General features: G+C 50.2%; 24 protein-coding genes and 2 tRNA genes. 20 read left to right on the forward strand and 6 right to left on the reverse strand.

All coding sequences use genetic code 11. The features are described 5' to 3' along the window. Positions 1-16 precede the first annotated feature (16 nt). Together AACR41_RS06105 and AACR41_RS06110 are read left to right on the forward strand one after the other, a co-directional pair. Positions 17-89, forward strand: a tRNA-Arg gene (locus tag AACR41_RS06105). Between the two features lie 131 nt (positions 90-220). Continuing rightward, a complete protein-coding gene (locus AACR41_RS06110; protein ID WP_012307825.1) occupies positions 221-550 on the forward strand; it encodes a hypothetical protein in 330 nt (109 codons plus the stop codon). Between the two features lie 15 nt (positions 551-565). On the opposite strand, the gene AACR41_RS06115 is transcribed toward AACR41_RS06110, so the two are convergent. Then, entirely contained in the window at positions 566-1,297 is a 732-nt protein-coding gene (locus tag AACR41_RS06115) for a phycocyanobilin:ferredoxin oxidoreductase (protein WP_030007304.1), read from the reverse strand. A 164-nt stretch (positions 1,298-1,461) separates the two neighbouring features. Between AACR41_RS06115 and tatA the strand changes: the two genes are divergently transcribed. The 9 genes from tatA to AACR41_RS06160 all read left to right on the forward strand — a co-directional run bounded on the left by tatA (position 1,462) and on the right by AACR41_RS06160 (position 9,026). Further along, a complete protein-coding gene (gene tatA / locus AACR41_RS06120) occupies positions 1,462-1,638 on the forward strand; it encodes a twin-arginine translocase TatA/TatE family subunit (protein WP_041443593.1) in 177 nt (58 codons plus the stop codon). 38 nt (positions 1,639-1,676) lie between these two features. Continuing rightward, positions 1,677-2,654 (forward strand): ABC transporter ATP-binding protein, encoded by a 978-nt coding sequence (locus AACR41_RS06125; protein ID WP_030007306.1) that lies wholly within the window; start codon positions 1,677-1,679, stop codon positions 2,652-2,654. After that, positions 2,641-3,435 (forward strand): ABC transporter permease, encoded by a 795-nt coding sequence (locus AACR41_RS06130; protein ID WP_445260566.1) that lies wholly within the window; start codon positions 2,641-2,643, stop codon positions 3,433-3,435. Before AACR41_RS06125 ends, AACR41_RS06130 begins: the two co-directional genes overlap by 14 nt. A 29-nt stretch (positions 3,436-3,464) precedes the next feature. After that, complete coding sequence (locus tag AACR41_RS06135) at positions 3,465-5,006, forward strand: GldG family protein (RefSeq protein ID WP_030007308.1); 1,542 nt, start codon at positions 3,465-3,467, stop codon at positions 5,004-5,006. 157 nt (positions 5,007-5,163) lie between these two features. Continuing rightward, a complete protein-coding gene (gpmI, locus tag AACR41_RS06140; protein ID WP_030007309.1) occupies positions 5,164-6,741 on the forward strand; it encodes a 2,3-bisphosphoglycerate-independent phosphoglycerate mutase in 1,578 nt (525 codons plus the stop codon). Between the two features lie 59 nt (positions 6,742-6,800). After that, the gene (gene secG, locus AACR41_RS06145) at positions 6,801-7,043 is read left to right on the forward strand and encodes a preprotein translocase subunit SecG (RefSeq protein WP_012307832.1); all 243 of its coding nucleotides are present in this window, start codon (positions 6,801-6,803) and stop codon (positions 7,041-7,043) included. A 16-nt stretch (positions 7,044-7,059) separates the two neighbouring features. Beyond that, a complete protein-coding gene (locus tag AACR41_RS06150) occupies positions 7,060-7,884 on the forward strand; it encodes a matrixin family metalloprotease (RefSeq protein ID WP_030007310.1) in 825 nt (274 codons plus the stop codon). A gap of 99 nt (positions 7,885-7,983) precedes the next feature. Then, on the forward strand, positions 7,984-8,655 hold the full coding sequence (locus tag AACR41_RS06155; protein ID WP_030007311.1) for a hypothetical protein: 672 nt from the start codon (positions 7,984-7,986) through the stop codon (positions 8,653-8,655). A 128-nt stretch (positions 8,656-8,783) separates the two neighbouring features. Further along, the gene (locus AACR41_RS06160) at positions 8,784-9,026 is read left to right on the forward strand and encodes a hypothetical protein (RefSeq protein WP_030007312.1); all 243 of its coding nucleotides are present in this window, start codon (positions 8,784-8,786) and stop codon (positions 9,024-9,026) included. Positions 9,027-9,197: 171 nt separating this feature from the next. On the opposite strand, the gene AACR41_RS06165 is transcribed toward AACR41_RS06160, so the two are convergent. Together AACR41_RS06165 and AACR41_RS06170 are read right to left on the reverse strand one after the other, a co-directional pair. Continuing rightward, positions 9,198-9,269 (reverse strand) — tRNA-Gly (locus tag AACR41_RS06165). Further along, positions 9,249-10,349 carry an acyl-CoA dehydrogenase family protein gene (locus AACR41_RS06170; RefSeq protein ID WP_030007313.1) on the reverse strand — a complete coding sequence of 367 codons (1,101 nt, stop codon included), beginning with the start codon at positions 10,347-10,349 and terminating at the stop codon, positions 9,249-9,251. The genes AACR41_RS06165 and AACR41_RS06170 overlap by 21 nt, the downstream gene beginning before the upstream one ends. A 184-nt stretch (positions 10,350-10,533) precedes the next feature. Between AACR41_RS06170 and AACR41_RS06175 the strand changes: the two genes are divergently transcribed. From AACR41_RS06175 to AACR41_RS06185, 3 genes are all read left to right on the forward strand, one after another. Next, positions 10,534-11,490: a ParA family protein gene (locus tag AACR41_RS06175; protein WP_030007314.1), complete on the forward strand. Its 957-nt coding sequence runs from the start codon at positions 10,534-10,536 to the stop codon at positions 11,488-11,490. A 74-nt stretch (positions 11,491-11,564) separates the two neighbouring features. Then, the gene (locus AACR41_RS06180) at positions 11,565-11,732 is read left to right on the forward strand and encodes a hypothetical protein (RefSeq protein ID WP_012307838.1); all 168 of its coding nucleotides are present in this window, start codon (positions 11,565-11,567) and stop codon (positions 11,730-11,732) included. A 26-nt stretch (positions 11,733-11,758) separates the two neighbouring features. After that, complete coding sequence (locus AACR41_RS06185; protein WP_030007315.1) at positions 11,759-12,532, forward strand: ABC transporter permease; 774 nt, start codon at positions 11,759-11,761, stop codon at positions 12,530-12,532. Between the two features lie 3 nt (positions 12,533-12,535). Here AACR41_RS06185 and AACR41_RS06190 read toward each other — a convergent pair whose 3' ends face one another. Together AACR41_RS06190 and AACR41_RS06195 are read right to left on the reverse strand one after the other, a co-directional pair. Beyond that, on the reverse strand, positions 12,536-13,309 hold the full coding sequence (locus tag AACR41_RS06190) for an HAD family hydrolase (RefSeq protein WP_030007316.1): 774 nt from the start codon (positions 13,307-13,309) through the stop codon (positions 12,536-12,538). Beyond that, positions 13,309-13,626, reverse strand: coding sequence for a DUF1825 family protein (locus tag AACR41_RS06195; protein ID WP_012307841.1), 318 nt, complete (start codon positions 13,624-13,626; stop codon positions 13,309-13,311). The genes AACR41_RS06190 and AACR41_RS06195 overlap by 1 nt, the downstream gene beginning before the upstream one ends. 122 nt (positions 13,627-13,748) lie before the next feature. Between AACR41_RS06195 and AACR41_RS06200 the strand changes: the two genes are divergently transcribed. Further along, the gene (locus AACR41_RS06200) at positions 13,749-14,141 is read left to right on the forward strand and encodes an SHOCT domain-containing protein (protein WP_030007317.1); all 393 of its coding nucleotides are present in this window, start codon (positions 13,749-13,751) and stop codon (positions 14,139-14,141) included. On the opposite strand, the gene AACR41_RS06205 is transcribed toward AACR41_RS06200, so the two are convergent. Then, positions 14,138-15,241 carry an aromatic ring-hydroxylating dioxygenase subunit alpha gene (locus AACR41_RS06205; RefSeq protein WP_012307843.1) on the reverse strand — a complete coding sequence of 368 codons (1,104 nt, stop codon included), beginning with the start codon at positions 15,239-15,241 and terminating at the stop codon, positions 14,138-14,140. The two genes, AACR41_RS06200 and AACR41_RS06205, sit on opposite strands and share 4 nt — an antisense overlap. A gap of 512 nt (positions 15,242-15,753) precedes the next feature. Here AACR41_RS06205 and AACR41_RS06210 point away from each other — a divergent pair. The 5 genes from AACR41_RS06210 (at position 15,754) to AACR41_RS06230 (ending at position 20,961) form a co-directional block, all read left to right on the forward strand. Next, the gene (locus tag AACR41_RS06210; protein WP_030007319.1) at positions 15,754-15,984 is read left to right on the forward strand and encodes a DUF2811 domain-containing protein; all 231 of its coding nucleotides are present in this window, start codon (positions 15,754-15,756) and stop codon (positions 15,982-15,984) included. Positions 15,985-15,999: 15 nt separating this feature from the next. Continuing rightward, the gene (pth, locus tag AACR41_RS06215) at positions 16,000-16,620 is read left to right on the forward strand and encodes an aminoacyl-tRNA hydrolase (RefSeq protein WP_030007320.1); all 621 of its coding nucleotides are present in this window, start codon (positions 16,000-16,002) and stop codon (positions 16,618-16,620) included. A gap of 54 nt (positions 16,621-16,674) precedes the next feature. Continuing rightward, positions 16,675-17,583 (forward strand): hypothetical protein, encoded by a 909-nt coding sequence (locus AACR41_RS06220; RefSeq protein WP_339367628.1) that lies wholly within the window; start codon positions 16,675-16,677, stop codon positions 17,581-17,583. Between the two features lie 42 nt (positions 17,584-17,625). After that, on the forward strand, positions 17,626-17,874 hold the full coding sequence (locus AACR41_RS06225; protein ID WP_030007321.1) for a DUF5340 domain-containing protein: 249 nt from the start codon (positions 17,626-17,628) through the stop codon (positions 17,872-17,874). A gap of 213 nt (positions 17,875-18,087) precedes the next feature. After that, positions 18,088-20,961 (forward strand): DEAD/DEAH box helicase, encoded by a 2,874-nt coding sequence (locus tag AACR41_RS06230; protein WP_030007322.1) that lies wholly within the window; start codon positions 18,088-18,090, stop codon positions 20,959-20,961. Positions 20,962-21,051: the final 90 nt, after the last annotated feature.

Consider the following 21,051-nt stretch of genomic DNA (forward strand, 5'->3'; position numbering starts at 1 on the left):
TCTTATATTCCTGTATGGGCACGTGGCTCAGTGGATAGAGCATCAGATTCCGGTTCTGAGGGTCGGGGGTTCGAATCCCTCCGTGCTCGTGAAAAAAAGAAAAAATGCCAGCGACTTGTCTTCCGTAAGGTACAGGTCGTTTTTCTTGAGACCCCCAGGTCTAAGGGAAATTGATATACTGAGGTTCAATCCGCTACTGTGCACCTTTTTTGCAATTTATATGGCTGAACCGATTCCGCCGATCACCTTACCACCGATTACTGATCCCGCCATTGAAGGACAATGGTTAGAAAAATCCCTGCAGCATTGGCTTGATACGGAGTTTTTACCGGAACCAGCCAACGAAAAAATTGCCAATCGCGCCCGGGAAATTTACGTGCGTCAACGTCTCGAAGGGGAAAATGACCTTGGTTCTCTCGTGATCGCCATCGTCACAGAAATGCGCTCCTTCAACTTTAAAGAATCGTTTTACGGCGAATTTGCGGTGGCCAATGCCGTGAGTGATTTGATCCTCGATAGCCTAGGCATTGACCGTTGCTGCGGTAATTAAAGCTTTGTTCGCGATCTAGGCTGGAATATCAAACAGCACCTGACTCATGTAGCGCTCGGCCCAGTCAGGGTTAAAAGCCTTTTCTAAAACACGGCGCGTTTTGTCATTGCGCTGCTGTTCTTGGCAATAGTGCCGTTGTCCCGCCAAATAAATGGCCTGCTCAGCCGGAGAAAGTTTTTCTAAACCCAAGGCCAACTGACAATGAATCGTTAGAAATTCCCGCACCCGTTCCAAAAACTGCTGTTCTTCGCTGGGATTGCTGGGACGAATAAAGAGGCAAAATTCCGAAAAAATTGCGCCCCATTCCGGGAGATCACGGGGCTGGGAAAAATTTAAGTTTCCTTGGTTTTGTTGTAGACGTGTTTGGTAAGTCGTAGACAAAGTTTTATCGGCGCTGGTCGGGGATAAATCGGCGATCGCCGCACTCACACCACGGGGATTACCGACTAAATCACAGCCAAACATTGGTAGAGCATATTCCGCGCGGGGAAACATCACACAATGGAGAATATCGAGGTTTGCCCCCACTTTGGCCATTTCCAGGTGCATTTTGCGGAAGTGCTGGCTCTGGTAGCAGGTATTTTCGATGGTGAGCCGTTCCCCTTCTAATTTCCCTTCGATGTAGCCGAGGCCCTCCGGCAGGGTAAAGGGTTCTAGATCTAAGTGTTGATGCCAGGTTTCGAGGATGACACCAGCGAGCTGTTCGATGAGGGGATAAAATTTTGGCTTGGTTGCAGGGGCAGTCATGGGCGAAAAAGAAATCTTAAAAAGTGGTTTAAAACAATGTTCTAAAGTCGCTTGGGTAACGCGAGCAGTGACCCAGACCCAGAATTTAGAACCAAAGATATACTGGAACCGCCGCAAATGCGGCACAATTGTCCCATAAATTAATGTTTGCGAGGGGTACGCCCATGTTCGGCTTAGGTTGGCCTGAAGTGTTGATTATTTTAGGGGTGGTGGTGTTGATCTTTGGCCCCAAAAAAATCCCGGAAGTGGGTAGTGCCCTAGGGAAAACCCTACGGGGCTTCAAAGAAGAAATGGAGACTCCGGAGACGGAAGAGGATTATCTTGACTCCGACCAACGTTAGGCTCAGTTATTTGGGGTTGGCGAAATTTTAAGTGCACCATGATTGAAGTTGAGCAGCTTGGCAAAACCTATGGCCAAACAGAGGCGATCGCCGATCTCAGTTTTCGGGTAGAAACAGGGGAAATTGTCGGTTTCTTGGGGCCAAACGGCGCAGGGAAAACCACGACCCTCCGCATTCTCAGTGCCTATCTACCCGCGACGACGGGAACCGCGAAAATTGCGGGCTACGATGTCCACACAGAATCCATGGCAGTGCGACGACATCTGGGCTATCTCCCGGAAAATCCGCCCCTCTATCCCAATATGACCGTGGCTGGCTATCTCAATTTTGTTGCACAGCTCAAGGGGGTCAGTGCTGGCGATCGCCCCCACAAAATCCAAGCGGCCCTCGCCCAGTGCCAATTACAAACCAAAGCCAACAACCACATCCGTAATCTGTCTAAGGGCTATCGGCAACGGGTCGGCATTGCCCAGGCGATCGTCCATGACCCCCCGGTGATCATTCTCGATGAACCCACCGTTGGTTTAGATCCCGCCCAGATGATCGAAGTGCGGCACCTAATTAAATCCTTAGGCGGCGATCGCACTATTTTGCTATCCACCCATCTCCTCTCAGAAGTCAGTCTCACCTGTGACCGGGTGGTGATGATTAACCAAGGCCACCTCGTCGCCACCGATACCCCCCACAATCTCCAGAATCATTTCCTCAATTACCACGGTTACGAACTAGAGACCGACGGCGAACTAGCGCAAATCCAACGTCTCCTTGATCCCTTACCTGGTGTCATTCATATCGAATCTTTAGCATCAATAAATCCCCGTCGTCCCCGCCTCCGGATCACCACTGCGGACAATCCCGAATGGGGTAAAGACATTGCCAGAATCCTTGTCAATGCAGGGGTCGGTCTCTATGAAATGCAGCGACTGCGCCCCAGCCTTGAGGACGTTTTTTTAGAATTATTAGACGCTGAGGCGAACGATCCGATGTCTGAACAACTCCATGCTGATGCTGAATAACATTGTGGCGATTTTTCGCCGGGAACTACAGAGCTACTTTACGGCTCCCCTCGCCTATATTTTTGCGACGTTGCTGTGGTTTTTGGGAGGATTTTTTTTCCTGACCCTCCTGATTGGCCCCCAGGGGATTGTCACCTTTGTCGCGACCCAAGAACAGATGGGCGTTGCCTTACCACCCATTGATGTGGCCACGGAATTTCTCCAGGCTTTTTGGGGCATCCTGGGCATTTTAGTGTTGTTTCTGTTGCCGTTGCTCTCTATGGGTCTCTATGCCGAAGAACGCAAACAGGGCACTTTGGAACTCTTAGCGACTTCCCCGGTGACAAACTGGGCAGTGGCAGTGGGCAAATTGTTGGGAGTCGTGACATTTTTTTCGGTACTGTTCCTGCCCATGGTGCTGTGGGAACTAATCGTCTTAGTGAATGCAGCCCCAGCTTTTCCCCTCAGTCTTTTTCTTTTAGCGCATTTGGGCTTGTTGCTCTTGGTGGCCGCTATTTTATCTTTGGGGATGTTCGTGTCGTCTCTCACAGACAGTTCCCTGATTGCGGCGGTCTTGACCTTTACCCTAGTGCTGATGTTATGGCTGTTAGATATGCTGGGCGATCGCCTGTCGGGGCCGTTGGGCAATGGCCTCAAACATCTCTCTTTACTGAAGCATTACAACAATTTCCTCGAGGGAATTTTCGATAGCAGTAGCCTGGTCTTACTCCTCAGCTATAGCATTCTGGGGGTTGTCCTCACGGCCCAATCCATTGAAGCTTTGCGCTGGGCACGGCGTTGATGGTTTCTTGATATTGTTAACAGAGCATCATGTTTCCACAGCAACGATTTTCACGATATTTCATTTGGTTAGGCTTGGCTCTGGTGGTTGCGGGCGCTGTCATCCTGGGGGCCACGGGAGAAGGCTTCGCCTATGGCTTGATTCTGGTTGGGTTATTGTTGTTGGGTTGGGGGGTCAGTCATTTTCCAGGTCTGGGAACGGGGCTGCAACGGTTCTGGCGCAAGCGATCTACCCAGATGGGGACGAATGGGGTTGTCGGGGCGATCGCCATTTTGCTCATTTTTTGTCTGACGAATTTTTTAGCTGTCCAGCTCCCCCTCCGCATTGACCTCACAGAAAACCAAATCCACACCCTCTCTAGCCAAACCCAAGGGGTGCTGCAAAATCTATCTCAACCTCTAACCCTGTGGCTCTTCCAAGAAACGGACGATGCGAATTTAAAGCCCTTTTTAGACAATTATCAACGGCTCAATCCTAATAATTTTCGCTACGTTTTTGTCGATCCAGACCGTAATCTTGACGCGGTACAGCGATTTCAGGTCGAGAGTCGCGGCGAAGTCCACCTTGAATATGGCGATAAAACCCAACTGCTGAAAGTGCTAGCTCAGGGGGAACCCCTCACAGAAAGCCAACTGACCAATAGCATTCTGCAAATCCAAGGCGATCGCCAACCCCACCTCTACGTCCTCCAAGGCCACGGCGAACCGCCCCTCGATCAAATTCCCGGAGGGCTAGGGCAAATGGCCCAACTTTTGGCCACCCAAGGTTATGCAGTCTCTCCGCTAAATTTCACCCAAACGCCTACGATTCCCCCAGATGCCGATCTGATTGCAGTCATTGGCCCCCAAACGCCATTTCTCCCAGGAGAAGTTGCCCTCTTGGAAACTGCCCTTGCGAATAACCAAAGTCTCCTCCTTCTGCTTGATCCCCAAACAGATCCCCAGTTAAATTCGCTTCTGGACAAGTGGGGCCTCAGCCTCGATCAACGGCTCATTCTCGACCAAGGGAACCGGGCAGACTTCCTCGGTTTAGGACAATCGACCCTCGTATTAAATCAATACGGTGACCATCCGATCACCACGGCCCTTGCTGGACAAAACTCTATCTATCAAGCAGTGCGCCCCATTTTCAGCGATACCACAGGGGCGATCGCCGCCACCGCAATCCTCCGTACCGATGACCAGACCTGGGCTGAAAGCCAACCCGAAATCCCGGATCCGACCTTTGACCCCCCAGGCGATCGCCCCGGCCCCCTGACCTTTGGCTGGGCCCTGGAAAAAATAGATTCCCAAGCTACAATGAAGGCAACTCGCCTTGTGGCAATTGGTAACACCACCTTTGTGACCAATGGTTGGCTAGAACAATACCTAAACAGCGACCTCTTGCTCAATACCGTGAATTGGCTGGACCAAACGGAAGAGGCGCCCCTCGCAATCCAACCAAGAACCCCCCAAGAGCGACGTCTAAATCTCCATCGTTGGCAAATTGCCACCCTTGCCTGGTTTGCCCCCATCCTATTTCCCCTTGGTGGTTTAGGCGGCGCAATCTTTTGCCTTTGGCGACGCCGTTAGAAAAATATGTGAGATGACCGATAAATTTACGTAAACTTTGAGAAAACAACATTAAAACATTATTAATTTTCGGGAATGATAGTCTAAATTACAGAAAGTGATATTATCGATTTGCATTCCCCCGTACAGACACCCACAATAGAGGAAAGAATTCATCATGGCGAACGCACCTGTATCCCCAGTGGTGCTCGTAATCTTAGATGGCTGGGGCTACCGTCAAGAAGCTAACGCAAATGCCATTGCGGCTGCCAATACACCAAATGTCGATGCCTTTTTCGCTACATACTCTTCGACATTAATCCATACATCCGGAAAAAGGGTGGGGCTGCCCGATGGCCAAATGGGGAATTCTGAAGTCGGTCACTTAAATCTTGGGGCAGGACGTGTCGTCCCCCAGGAACTGGTGCGTATTTCCGATGCCATTGAAGACGGTTCCTTCCTCCGCAATGACGTCCTCGTTAAAGTTTGTCGAGAAACCCGCCAAGCCGGAAAAAAATTACACCTTATCGGTCTTTGCTCAGATGGTGGTGTCCACTCCCATCTCAATCATCTCCTCGGTTTGTTAGACCTAGCCAAGGTTAACGGCATTGCCGATGTCCATATCCATGCCATTACCGACGGGCGCGACACCAACACCACCGAAGGGATTAATTACCTCCAACAAATCCAAGCGCACATCGATAAATTTGGGGTCGGCTCGATCTCGACGATCAGTGGCCGCTACTTTGCTATGGATCGCGATCGCCGCTGGGATCGCGTCAAGCAAGCCTATGACGTAATGACCCAAAACGGTAATCTCGACCAACGTTCTTTTGCCGAGATTCTCCAAAGCCACTACGACAACGGTGTGACCGATGAATTTATCCCGCCTGTACGCCTTAAGGAAGGTGCCATTGAACCAGGCGATGGGGTGATTTTCTACAATTTCCGACCCGACCGTGCCCGCCAACTCTCCTATGCCCTAGTAGACAAAAATTTCCAAGGGTTTGAGCGGGAATTGATTCCGGATCTCAATTTTGTCACCTTTACTCAATACGACGCCAACCTGCCTGTACAGGTCGCTTTTGCACCCCAAAACCTGACGAAAATCCTTGGGGAAGTGATTGCGGACAATGGCCTGAAGCAATTCCGCACCGCAGAAACAGAAAAATATCCCCATGTTACTTACTTCTTCAATGGTGGCTTAGAGGTTGCCTTCGAAGGAGAAGACCGAGAGTTAATTTCTAGCCCCCAGGTGGCGACCTACGACCAAAAGCCGGAAATGTCCGCTAAGGCAGTGACGGATGCGGCCTGCCAAGCCATCGAAAAAGGTATTTATAGTCTGGTGGTGATTAATTATGCCAATCCGGACATGGTCGGCCATACTGGAAAACTCGAAGCGGCGGTACAGGCCATTGAGACCGTTGATCATTGTTTAGGTCGTTTGGTGGCAACCATCGGCAAAATGGGCGGCACGACATTAATCACCGCTGATCATGGCAATGCAGAATATATGGCCGATCAAAATGGGAAGTCTTGGACAGCGCACACAACTAACCCTGTGCCCTTTATCTTGATTGAAGGGGAACGCCGTAAGATAGTTGGCCATGGTGCTGATGTGGTGTTGCGGGAAAATGGCTGTTTAGCAGATGTCGCCCCGACGATCCTCGATATTCTTGGCATTGACAAACCACAGGAAATGACGGGTCAGTCTCTCATTGCTCCGGCCCCCTATGCCGTGACCCGACGTCGATAAATCGGTTATCCTAAAGTTTCCCCGCTGAAATCAAACATTTATTCGTTCGTCATTGATCTATGTTGGAATCTATTTTGCAAATTGTGTGGATGGTCTCCGCTGTTGGCCTTATTCTGCTGGTCTTACTCCATAGCCCCAAGGGAGACGGTTTAGGGGGCATTGGCGGTCAGGCGCAGATGTTTACCAGTACAAAAAGTGCCGAAACAGCTCTCAACCGTGCCACTTGGATTTTGTGCATTACCTTTATGAGCTTGACAGTCATCCTGAGTGCGGGTTGGTTAACACCAGTCGTTGGTCAATAGGATTCTTTTGGCTAGGTTGGACGATATTTTTCGTGCTTGGCGGCGTCACCTTTGGGGGTGGCGTTTTTGGTTTGGTCTCCTTGGGGGCCTGGCGATCGCCTTAGGGATTCAGTGGAGCAGCTATGGTTTAAGCTCAGACTTACTCACGCGGTTACCCCAAGCCCAAATTCATCCTTTGCCAGAAGTGCTCCAAGGGACGCCAGACCCGATAACTGCGGCAGATTACTTTGAGGCCGTCACCCCTTCCCCCCTGGGTCATTTGATTTGGTCGGAGTTTCCAGTGAAGGTTTATGTGGCTCCCCTTGATCCGGCAGCCAGTCCAGCGGCCCAACAACGTCAACAGCAATGGCAACGGGCTACTTTTGCGGCGATCGCCCAGTGGCAAGCATACATACCGTTGTTAACTGTAGAAACAATAGAGACTGCGGATATCATCATTCAGCGCCAAGCTCCCCCAGTTCAAAGGGAGACCGACCCAGAAACAGGCGAAATTCGTTATTCCTTGGGCCGCAATGCCGAAACTCGCTACGAATTTTACATCGATGACCGAAATATCCTCCGCCACCGCATGACCATCCTGCTGAATGATCACCAAGGGGCGATCGCCACCCAAAACACCGCCTGCCATGAATTGGGCCACGCCCTTGGTATCTGGGGTCATAGTCCCAATGCTGCAGATGCGCTTTTCCCAAGACAAATGGGCACCCAAGCAAGGATCTCTGCCGCTGATATCAATACCCTCCGCAAAATCTATCAACAACCAACCCGCTTAGGTTGGCCAATGCCCCCTTTTGCCAATAAAAAACTCGCTGATCCCCACAGCCTTAAAGAAGGTCAATAATTTTCTTTTGTGAAGTATTATGAAGGCTTTTTCTGACTTTACAGTGGGCAGATGCCTATCCTATAGTTAAAGGCTAGAGAAAATTTTGAGGCAATCTACATGGCAAAAAAGAAACGTAAGACCACTGGCAAAAATGCTGTTACCCTATCCCTTACGTCCCAAGCCATCGATCGCCTTGCAGAAATGGCTCAAAAATCTGGCTTTTCCCGGTCTGCCTTTGTTGAGAATCTAATGGCGGGTACTGTCTCAATCACGGCACCGGAAGCAGAAAAGAATCTTTTGGTATCCGTTGAAAACGAGGCCGAAGACACCGCAAAAGTACAAGTAGATTTGGCTGAAACCACTGCCGCTAATACCAAACCAACGGCCCCTGATCCCGATGCAGAATTAGCAGAAAAAGTGGCTTCTCAAGCGAAGATCATTGCCGATCTAGAAGCTAAATTAGCAGAGGCTTCTCCTCCCCTTAAACGGCCAGTGGCTCGTCCCAATACTGCCGAAAAATCAGCCCCGGCGGTCACCGATCAGTCTCCAAAAATTGCGACCCTCGAAAAGCAAATTGCTGATCAAAAAAATCAGATTCAAGACTTAACAAAACAGTTAAATGAATCAGCAAAAAATCTTGGGGCGACTAACGAAAAAATAAAGCATTACAACAAGAACTTGACCAAGTCACGACCCAGTTTGAAACAATTCAAGGGGAAAACAAAACCCTTGTTCAAACCCTTGAATCTCAGAGAGCAGAGATTGCTCAACTCCAGCAACAGGGGGTAGCGGCACAACAAGCCCAAACTGAACAAACCCAACTCCAGGAACGCCTTACGGCTCTGCAACAAGAAACAGCAACACTGCAACAGCAACTCCAGGCAGCCAGTACCGCTGAGGCAACGTTACAAAGCCAAATGACCCAGCAACGCCAGGCGATCGCTCAACTCGAACAGGCGCTACAGTCTAGTCGAGCACAAATAGCCGCCCAAGCTGACCAAGCCCAGGCGATCGCCAGTCTGAAACAGGCCCATGCAGATTTGCAGCAACAATACAAATTGCAAGGCGATCGCCTCCGCGCCTTAGAAGCCCAGACTCACCAAGCGACAGGCGTTGCCAGCATCGGCGAATTCTATCTCAACCGTTGGCGTAAATACTAAAAGGCGAATTTTTGTCCTTAGATGATCTCAAAATTTCAGTTCCCAGTGGATTCAATAATCTGCTGGGAACCTTTTTGGATGTTTGGGGGGGGGCTGATAATTGTTTCAAACTGAATGGAGCAAAACCACTCAATTTTAATCCTGGGAAATAATCTTGATTTTCCAAGTCAAAGCGGATGATCGGACTCGAACCGACGACATTCAGCTTGGGAAGCTGACGTTCTACCACTGAACTACACCCGCGTAATTCGATTTAATAGTATATCCTGAACTTTTTCCCGGTAGCAAGCTTTTGACCATGGCGGCGCGAATGGCCTGGGTTTGACCAAAGATGCTGTACATCATTGCTTCGCGATAAAGACGTTGGGCCGGACTGGTGAGTAAATTTCCTGCTCCCCCGGACCAAGTAAGGGCAATTTGGGCGAAGGTTTGGGCCATTTGGATCACGCTTAGACGCAACGCTAATTGGGTTTGGAAACTTTCTGTTTGGGGTTCCTCAATGGCACGAAACAACTGATCATGAAGTACTTGCCAATGATCTTCTAGGGCCGCTAAATCATCAAATTCAGCCGTTGCCAACCAATCGAGCACCCCCCGCGCGCAACCGAGGGCGAAAAAACCATGGTGTAGAATCTGTTGGCGATCGCCTTTGTGAATCGTGCCGGGGGGCTGGATTACCAGAACATCTGTGGCAGGAACTAACCAATTTTGGAGTTTGACTGTCACCGTTTGGCTCACTCCCATGGCGGCGAGGGGGAGGGGTTGACTACAAAAAATTCCTCCCTGCTCCGACTGTTGTGATGTTTCAAGGGGAATCAGGCCATACCATTCTGAACCGTCGGGTAATGTGGCTCCGGCGATCACCTGCTGAAAAAAACCATAGCCCGTCACCCAAGGAATCGTCCCCGTTAAGCAATAACGATCACCCTGGGGAATTGCCTGTACTGCCGGTTCACCCCGCCGCCGGAGATGGGAAAAGCCCACACCAATTCGCACATCCCCCCTGGCCATTTGGGGTAATAACCGCTGCTGCTCAGAGTTGCCAAATCGGGCAATGCGACTGGCCGCACTCTGATGTTGGGTTTGCAGAAAAGCTAAAGCGCCCGAAGCCGCCGCCATCGCTACCGTAGCTTGGTAATATTCCACCGTGCTCAGCCCAGAACCCCCTAAATTTTCGGGCACCCGGAGCGCCAGGAGGTGGCGATCGCCTAGACCATCAAGGGCTCGACCGAGAGCCAGGGGATCTTGATCCAGCTTTTCCGCCTGGGGCGCAATCGAGAAACGGAGATATTCAGCTAAATTTTCCCAGGCAAACTGACCCATTGATCAAAAATAATTTAACCCTACTTTTTTACAGAGTCCCTGACCATTAGCATCCTCAATTTTGCGGTTGCCCTAATTCCCAAAGGAAACTAGAAGATGGCGGTACAATAACTAAAAATCTTAACCTAACACCCTTAACTTCCCCGTCAATCTACTCACCCAACCACCTATTTCCCAGGTTCCTATGGCACTCATCATTAGTACCGTCAACATGAAAGGGGGCGTTGGTAAAACCACCCTCACCGTCAACCTTGCCGCCTGCCTTGCCCGCCACCACAAAAAACGCGTACTTGTTGTTGATCTCGACTCCCAGATTAGTGCCACCCTCAGTTTGATGCCCCCCCAGGATTTTGCCCGGATCCGCAAAGGCCGCCGTACCATTAGCCATCTCATCGAAATGGCCATCAAGCCGACCCTCAAACAAAGCCTGGACATCAACGACATCATTTGCCCTTACATTGCCAACGTCCAGGGCCTAGACCTCCTTCCCGGTGACATTGAGCTTTATGACGAATATCTCGTCTCGGAGATGCTGCACCAAAAAGCCCATAAAGATCCCAGCCTAGACTTTCAAGCCATCTGGAACAATTTTGAGCTGGTCTTAATTCGTAAGATCCTGGCCCCGATAATGGATAAATATGATTTCATCATTATGGACTGTGCCCCCGGCTATAACCTGGTAACCCGGAGTGGTTTGGCCGCCAGCGACTTTTATATTTTGCCTGCCCGCCCCGAACCTTTGTCTGTGGTGGGAATTCAACTACTGCAACGACGAATCCGTGCCCTGCGAGATAGCCATCAGGATACTGACCCTAGAAATATTGATCCGATTAAATTAGATCTATTGGGCATCGTTTTTATTCTCTCTGGTGGGAGCCTGCTCAATCGCTACTATAACCAAGTGATGAAACGGGTTAGTGATGACTTTACCAGTGCGCAAATTTTTAAGTATAAAATCCCCATGGATGTGAATGTCGCTAAGGCCCTGGATACATTTCAGCCGGTCGTGGTTTCGATGCCAAATACGGCTGGGGCGAAGGCATTTATGAAACTCACAGAAGAATTTCTAGCCAAACTCAAAGAAGCGGGTGGCCTCGCAGAGCAGCGTCCTTCTCGAATTAACCTCGCAGACATTGAATAGACCTGGGCAAGCTCCCATTTTTTGGGGTATGGTCTTTAGCGGATGGTATGTATTCCTACAAAGTTTGAATTGCTATGACAGATCTGGCTGTGCTTAAAACAAAAATTGACGCGATCAAAGGTAAACGGACGGTATTACTTAAGCTGCTTGAAAATCCGAATATTGGCACTCTGCGGCTCGATGTTAACCAAGCCCTCGAAGAATTAGATGAATTGATTGCGGAGTTGGATCAAACCCTGTAGGCCATGATCGCTAGGCACCTTTACGGATGAAATATTGGTACGAAACGATCGCCGTTAGCCAGAGAATCTTGCTGGAGTTGTGGCGACGGCGACGGAGCTTAATTTTTTGGATTTTATTTCCGGTATCTCTCCTGTTCCTCAATGGATTTATTTTGGCGGAGCGGGCAGGTTTGAGCTTGGCTGAAGCCATGGAATTTGCCGCCCCCTCAACGCTGGTAGGGGCAGCCCTATTTTTTAGCTGCTTGGGGGGGAGTATTGCAACGGTGGTTTCGGAACGGGAACAACATACCCTCAAGCGTTTATTTATTTCTCCGTTGAGTGGGACGGCCTATTTTTTAGGAATTTTCCTGGCCCATTGTTTGATTGGGATTGGTCAGGCATTACTGGTTTTTGCGATCGCCATTTTTGTGGGGGCGACCTTCACGGGGTCGGTGCTGGTGGGCATTGGGATTATTTTCCTAAGCATCATCGCCTATGTGGGGGTTGGCTTTATTCTGGGAACTCAACTGGCGAAACGCACCGAGGATGTGAACGCTTTAGTCGCGACCTTCGGCGTGCCGTTATTGATCCTTGGCGGCGCTTTTTTACCGACTTCCCTCTTCCCGGAGGCTTTGCTCAATGCAGCCCAATACAATCCGATTTTTCACATGAATGAAGCTTTGGTGGGTCTTTGGGCTGAAGGGGAAACCATCGGGGTGATCGCCAATCATCTGTGGTTTTTGGGCATCTTTGCCCTGGCGATGATTGGGGGCGGCTGGCTGTCCTACCGGCGGATGATCCAAGTGGAACGGCAACTATAGACTTTAAGAAATTGTTTCAGTGACCGCTTGAACCCATTGGGACAAATTTACGACGGGAATCCCCTGCTGTGTGGCGCTAGATCGCTCAGGGACGGTGTTATAACCCCAGTCCGCGAGAAACAGTTGCAAGGTACTTAATTCAGGTTGCTGTTGGACTTTTTCTAAGGTTTTGAGGCGATCTTCAATAAATAAAAAAGTCTCTACCTCTGGAGAAAGCAATTGTTTTAAGGTGACGGTTTTGGACTGTTTTTGCTCTTTGCCAAAAATCTGGGCCGCCGGGAAATCAACGTTTTGGTGCTGGAGTAACTGTCGCGTAAACCGGGCTTCCTTCGTCGTGATGATATAGGGCGTTACGTCATTTTGCTGCAATAGGTTTTGCAGTAAAGTCACCATTCCCGGATAAAAATGATGTCGCCCCAGCCATTGATCTAACTGGGTTTGCAGTTGGCGATCGCGCACCTGATCAAGGGCTTCCATTAACTGGGCAGCACTGAGATTTTCCTGCTGGAGAATTCGTTGAACAGTAGCTGACCATGCTTGCCAAAGTTGAACTGTGGGAATGTCCTGCCGCAGCGCCCGCAAAAGGATAATCATTTCCCAACCTGTTTCGATCAGAGGCCGTAGATCATTGAAACTCGCCTGTAAGGTTGCTGTTGGGGTTATGGGTTCGTCCGGCCAAATTCTTTGGTAGCCAAGCCAAGCGGAATGAAAATATTCCGGCAGCCCGTCACAGATCACCCCATCGAAGTCAAAGGCGATAATTGTTTTTGCTGCCATTAGTCAGGGATTTGGGCTTTCATGCGTTCGAGGGTCAGATTCATCTGGTCAAACATTTGTTGGGGGGTCATGCCAAACTGACCAAGCTGGGTTTTCATCTGCTCAACGGCCATTTGGGCCATAAAGTCATCGGAGAGTTCAAAGCGTTTCATGAAAATTTTGTAGCGATCCATGACGCTTTCCATCTGGTCGATGTACATTTTTTTGCCTTCTCGGTCGAACTTACCAAAGTCACTGCCGAGTTGGACTAAGTTTTGGTAGTCTTCAAATAAAGTTTTGGCTTCCTGCTGGACAATTTCTGAATCAAAAAATCCCATCATTACTCCTATGCACTGCTGCGGCTTGGATAAGTTGCTCTACCATAGGGGGTGAGTGTCTTCCTTAAATTTTAGTGGAGGCATTTCCCGTCGCAAAGTATGGTTTTCCACATCTAAATGCCATGAAACAGGCGATCGCCAAATTTTTGACCCAGCCCAAAGACCGAAAAGTTGCTGTCGGTCTCGCCCTCCTTGGTTCGGTAACGCCCCTCTCCGGCGTCCACAAATTTTATGTCGGGCAACCAGTCTGGGGCGTTGTGTATATTCTCCTCTGGTCAACGCCGATCCCCCAAATTGCCTGTGCCATCGAAGCGGTCTGGTACCTACTGCAAGATTTTGACTCGTTCCAAGCCCGGTTTGGTTTAACGAAAGCTCCAGCGTCTGACCAGGCGATCGCCGCTGTCCAACAAACTGCTGCCATTGCCGAAGCGCTCCGGGAACTCGAAAAACTCCGGGTGGAAGGTTTGATCACCGAATATGAATTTGAGCAAAAACGTCGCCAGCTACTGAATTAAGCACTGGTCTGATCTTGGGCGATCGCCTGTTGTTTAATCAAGCGTTGCACCGCCATCAATGCTCGGTTTAGTTCTACATTTTGGCGTTGGGGATTTTCCAGATAAGCCCTTTGCTCCTGCTCGATCATCAACACATCCTGTTCCACAAGGCCATCAAGTAACCCCTTTGCCGCATTGAAACAGAGATCCTTTACCCAACGGCGGAACGGCACAGGTAGCTTATGGAGTCGCCAAAAGGCATTAAGGGAAGTGAAATGCAATAGATAAGCACGGGTGCGGCTGCTGTGGGTCGGACAAAACAAGCACATAATCTTAAAATCATTCCCCAAAGTCGCGCTCCAGTTGGGGTAAACATAGCTCACATCCAACGGTTCTGGGTGGAGTTTGCGTAGGGCCGGAAAAAACAATTGGGAAATCGACCAAATCTTATCAATTTTGTAATAGCTCTGGGCTTCGTAGTGGGCATCCACCCGCTGCTCAGTCACCTGGATATCCTCTAACTTTGCCGAGGCCCACGCTTGGTAATTGTCATGGAGGTGACCGTGGTACATATCCATCAAGTTTTCAATGAGATAGGAAAAATGTCCCTCACAGTCAATCGTTGTGACGCTGACGATGTAGTTTAAATGCTCCCATTCTGGAATCGGCAACGGTTGAATGGCTTCGTCGGTTAAACGTTCGGGATCCCCCGGAAAAACCCAAATAAAACCATCCTGTTCCCGCACGGGGAGGGTGCGAATCTTACAAGCAGGCCGTTTTTGATTTTCCGCGAGATAGGGCACATGGGCACAGGTTCCAGACGCATCAAACTGCCAACCATGGTAGGCACATTCCAAGTTATCCCCAACCACTTGACCAGAACTGAGTTTCACTTGCCGGTGGGGACAGCGGTCTTCGAGGGCTTGGACTTGACCGGCTTGATCTCGGTAGAGCACAAAATCTTCATTCCAGAGGGTAAAACCCAAGGGCTGATCCGTTAACTCGGCACTGCGAGCCGCCACATACCAATGGTTTTTGTTGATGCCACAGGCGCGCACATCAAGCTTTTGGGGGGTCACAGAATTCGAACTAGCAACGGCTTGGGGGTGGCGATTGTGCATGGGGAAGGGGCGTACTAGAGGATATTTTAATTCTCAAATTTAAACAAAAATCCTGACAAAATTCATCTTTCCTCACAAATTTGCAATTCTTATTTTTCCCGCAAAAATTCCCCCAATGATTCCCCATGGTTTCCCCAATCTATTTCATTTTTTCCACAACTTTCCCCAGGTTTTCCACAGCTCAAAACGATTTTCTTGGGGCTTGGCATTGGTCTGGGGAATTCTCTTTTTGAACCCAAGATCCACACTGCAAGGGCGCACAAATGTAAAGAACCGTAAACAAAATGCGCCTGAAACCCTTGATTTTTCGTGGATGACTAAAAGGCGATCGCCTTGGCGTAACATTTTGCAATATTGACAAACCCACCCCTCCATAGACAACAATAGGGCGACGACAGACGAAACCGAACAAAACGCCAAGACCCTTTTTTAGCAGTTCCGAAATCCGTTCCTTCGTCCCTCGCTAGTTTGATTTTTCCGTCCCGCAGATTCCGACAGAGCTAAAGTTAATGATGAACCCCACCGTGAGCATTTTGGCCGAAATTCCCGAAGCCCTACACCAATCCCTAACCGACTACCTAGAAACCCATCCCAATTGGGATCAAGACCGGGTTTTTGCGGCGGCATTGTCCCAGTTTCTGCTCCAAACCGGGGAAGGACAAACCCCACGGGAAGCAGAAAATTACCGTACCTGCGCCAGAGTATACTTAGAAACGCTCTTTGAGCAGTCGAAGTCCTACTAAGTATTTTGTGAGGTTATGGGTCAAGACAAACCACTCGTCATTCCCCAGTTGATTGTGGGACTGGGAAATCCAGAACCAAAGTACGATCACACACGCCATAACATTGGTTTTGAATTTGTCGATCGCCTCGCCGCAGATTGGGGTGCGACCCTCCAAGACAATCGAAAATTTCAAGGGGTTTGGGCGGAGGTGCGCCGCAACGGCCAAAAACTCGGTTTGCTCAAACCCACCACCTATATGAACCGTTCTGGGCAGTCTTTACGGGCTGTGATTGATTGGTACAAAATTCCCCCGGAATCGGTACTGGTGGTCTATGACGATATGGATCTCCCCCTAGGGCGACTGCGGTTGCGTCTGCAAGGATCAGCAGGGGGTCACAACGGGATCAAATCCATTATTTCCCACCTCGGCACCCAGAAATTTCCCCGCTTACGCATTGGCATCGGCAAAACCCAACTCAAAGGAGACCGACCGACTATTTCCCACGTGCTTGGGAAGTTTGCGCCAGCAGAAAAGCCCGTTTTAAATGATGTCCTAGGGCTTGCGGAAGAAGCATTGGCCCTGAGTCTCCGGGAAGGGGTGGAGAAGGCCATGAGCCTCTATAATGCCCGCAGTGTTGAATCGAGTCAGTCATAAGGGTCTTGCAGGAATTTTGAAAGGAAAGTTATCGCGGCTCAAGCCCTATTTGCGTTGGTTTATTGTTGGCCTGACGCTCTTTTTTTGTTGGCAACCCTCCGGAACCATTGGCGAGAGGTGGCCCAAATTCGTCTGGATCGTCGGGGGTGGCTCTTGGTGGGGGCAAGTGTCTTAGTAACAACAGCATCCCATGTGTGGTCGGCGTTGGTGTGGGGACGGATTCTCGCTATTTTTCGGGTACCCCTTGGTTATGGGGAGGCGATCGCCTTATATCTGCGGACGAATATGGCGAAGTATTTGCCGGGGAATATTTGGCATTTCTATGGGCGAATGACCCGGATTGTGGCGGTGGGGAGTCCCTGGGGCGTAGCGAGTTTAGCGGTGCTATTGGAACCCCTTCTATTGGCAGCGGCGGCGGCGATCGCCATGGTCTTGGGGTTGGGGTTTAGCCTCGCGCAACTGGAGCAATTGCCGCTTTTAAAACTATTGGTGCCCCTGGGCTTGATTGGTGTCCTCGGTGGCATTCATCCATACTTTTTCAATCCTGTCATCCAAAAAGTTTCCCAAGGGAAAACCCAGGATCATGACCCGGTACAGTTGAACATTTATCCCTGGCAACCCCTCCTGGGAGAATTAGTTTTCATCGGCTTACGAGGGACAGGATTTCTCTTAACGTGGTGGGCGATCGCCCCCCTGAGTGCCTCCCAGATTCCCCAACTGCTGGGGGTCTTTAGTGGGGCCTGGTTGGCCGGATTTATTATTCCTGGGGCACCGGGCGGATTGGGGGTATTTGAAGTGGTTGCCCTCGCCCTTTTAGAAACCGTCGGAAATACAAATGTCGGTGTTGGCAGCCTGTTAACCATTGTGGCCTTGATGCGGGGGGTCAGTATTCTGGCAGAAATTTTACCCCTGGGAATTTGGGGTTGGCGATCGCCCGTCCAAAAGTTGCCCCCAAAGCTTTGATATAGTGAGACCTCAAAGTCTGCGCAATACTTTTTGATTGTTATGGAACCTTTACCCTTGCCTTCCCACATCCACTACGAAACGATCCTACAAATTTTGGAGCGCAAAGCCCAACGGGTCGCCGCCAAAGATCCCATGACCCAGACCCAAATCCAACAATTGATCCTCACCCTGCGCAAGGCTTTTTCTCAACAAAAGCAACTAGAGCGCAGTTGTGACCAGCTCCGCGTCCCCTACGAGTACCATTGGTCTCTCAGCAATCAAACGCCAGACCACAGCCCAGAAGCATAGAATTTCAACGCTCCATCGTTTTTTGCGCAGCGAAAGGCACTGTCCACAGCACATTTTTTGGGCAAGCCAGGTTGGCATTTTCCCGCTGGGCCTGGAGGACTCCCCTTTATAATGGATTTTGAACAAAAAATTCATAGCATAAACAGTTTTTTGATTTCGGTAGACCGAATTCGTTAGGCCAAAGTACCGGATCAGGAGCAAAGGTGGGTTAGGTTGCAAGTAGATTTAAATCAAGTTTTTCCGTTTCAGTTAGATCAATTTCAAAAACAGGCGATCGCCGCCCTCGATGCCGACAGATCCGTGGTGGTCTGTGCGCCGACTGGCTCCGGTAAAACTGTCATTGGTGAATATGCGATCCACCGGGCCCTCGCCATGGGTCAACGGGTTTTTTATACCACTCCCCTGAAGGCGCTCTCTAACCAGAAATTCCGGGATTTTGGCGAAACCTTCGGCGAAAAACAAGTGGGTTTGATCACGGGCGATATCATCATCAATGCCCAGGCGACCATCGTCGTCATGACCACGGAAATTTTCCGAAATATGCTCTACGAAACCCCCATTGGTCAGGTGGGCACGTCCCTGGAAAATGTTTCAACGGTCGTCTTGGATGAGTGCCACTACATTAGCGATCGCGGTCGCGGCACTGTCTGGGAAGAATCAATTATTTATTGTCCCTCAGAAATTCAGATTGTTGGCCTGTCGGCGACCATCGGCAACCCAGAAATTTTTACCGCCTGGATTAACAAAACCCGCCAAGCGGCCCATGAAGACCACCCCAACAGCAAAGAACACCGCTGCGAATTAGTCGATTCTGACCACCGCCCCGTGCCCCTGGAGTTTCTTTACAGCAATAAAAAAGGCTTGTACCCGCTCCTGGATCAGGGGGGGGAAAAGATGAATACGCGCTTGCGATCGCGCACCAATGCCCCCCAGGGCAAACGCAAAAAACGCCAACGGGAAGATTGTCCTAGTTTATTTGCCATTGTGCGCCAACTCCGCCAGAAGGATCTCCTGCCCGCAATCTACATTATCTTTAGTCGGCGGGGCTGCGATCGCTCGGTGACCCAACTCAACGACATCACCCTCGTTTCCCCAGAAGAAGCCAAACTCTTGGAAGCGACCCTGCTGCACTTTTTCTTAGATAACCAAGGGAAGCTCCAGGAAAAGCTCCTCAATCAATGTGATGACACCCCAGAATTTAAAGCCCTGGTGCTGGATTTCATCGCCAAAAATCCCTTTTCTACCGAAAAGCTAGTGGACTATCTCCAGGAAAATCTCCCCCTGCGCGAACAGCTTTGGCAATACCTCGCCCAACAGTCAAAATTTGCCCGTCCCGAACAGGTAGAACCTCTACTGCGGGGCATCGCCGCTCACCATGCGGGGATTCTGCCAGCCTGGAAAGAACTGGTCGAAAAGCTATTTGAAATGGGCCTCGTGAAATTGGTGTTTGCGACGGCGACTTTGGCCGCAGGGATCAATATGCCCGCCCGCACCACGGTAATTTCTGCCCTCTCGAAACGTACCGATGAAGGACACCGGATGCTGACACCTTCGGAATTTTTGCAGATGGCGGGTCGCGCGGGTCGTCGGGGCATGGATAAAGTGGGCTATGTGGTCACTGTGGAAACGCCCTTTGAAGGGGCAAAAGAAGCCTCCCGCCTTGCCCTCTCTAGTGCAGAACCCTTGCGCAGTTGGTTTACGCCTTCCTACGGTATGGTGCTTAATCTGTTACAGAAACATAGCCTGGAGGAATCTAAAGAACTCTTATCCCGGAGTTTTGCGGAATATCAGGTACAACAACAACTCAGCCCGGAACAGGAGGCGATCGCCGAACTGACCACGGAAATTGCTCGCCTCGATATTGACCTCGCGGCCTTTGATGAACGGCAGTTTGAACGCTACAGCAAACTCAAGGAACGGCTCAAGGAAGAAGAACGGCTATTGGGGATTCTCCGGGAGCAGGCGGAACTCGAAAACCGTAAACTGTTGGCCCCTTTGTTGGATCAGCTCCCCCTCGGCTCCATTTTGCACCTCAAAGGGAAAAACCTGCGGGTCAAAGAAGCGGTTCCCGCCGTCCTTGTAGAACAAACTGAGGAACAGCAGTTTCTGTGTTTGGGCACCGATAAACGTTGGTACCTAATTAAAGAAACGGACGTGGTTGCCCTTAATGAAGGTCTTTTTCCCGCCGATCAACTGGCGCAAATTCCGTTACCCATTGATCAAAATCTCACCCTTGGGAAAAATGGCAAAATTGATGCTGAAGCTTTTCCCCTCGTGGCGGCGATCGCCGATTACCTTCTGCCCCTCACCGAAGCCCCTGAAGTAGAAGCCCAAAAACAACGCTTTGCCGCTGTCCAGGCCAAATTTGCCGCTTCTCCCCTGAGCCAGCAGGACAAACCCGGCAAACTCCTCAAACGTCACCAGCGACGCAAAGACCTCCGCAAAGAATTAAACCGTCGCCAAACCCTCTACCGTCAACACGCCAACAAACGCTCCTATTACTGGCAAGATTTCCTGAACCTGATTGAAGTCTTGCAAGAATTTCGCGCCCTCGACGGCTATACGCCAACGGTTTTGGGGCGTACTGCGGCAACAATTCGTGGGGAAAACGAACTATGGTTGGCGCTGTGTCTGCTTTCGGGCCAATTAGACCACCTCGCGCCGGAACATTTGGCCGCCGCTATCTGTGCGATCATCAGCGAACCACCCCGGGGTGATAGCTGGACGGATTATTCTCAACCCAATACCGTTTTAGAAGTGCTGGGCATCCGCAAAAAAGACCAAGGCCATAACCCCGTTAGCCTGTGGGAATTGCGTCGGCAACTGTACCAAGTGCAAAAGCATTGTGGTGTGACCATGCCCGTTTGGCTTGAAAGTAAATTTATCGGCCTAGTGGAGCAGTGGGCCTTGGGGGTCGAGTGGACTGAACTCTGTGAAAATACCAGCCTCGATGAAGGGGACATTGTGCGGATGTTGCGGCGCACGGTCGATGTTCTCTGGCAAATCCCCCAAATTCCGGAGATTAAACCTGTTCTCATGCGCACCGCCAAAGAGGCGATCTCCAAAATGAAACGCTTCCCCGTTTAGGTTCACCCTTGCGGAAGCCAATCATCTGTGAGTAATTGCCCCAAAGAGGAAGGCAAGAATTTTCCCATTTCTACAAAACGTCTAAAGGGT

This window comes from Picosynechococcus sp. NKBG042902 (genome assembly GCF_963864045.1).
GTDB lineage: Bacteria > Cyanobacteriota > Cyanobacteriia > Cyanobacteriales > MRBY01 > MRBY01.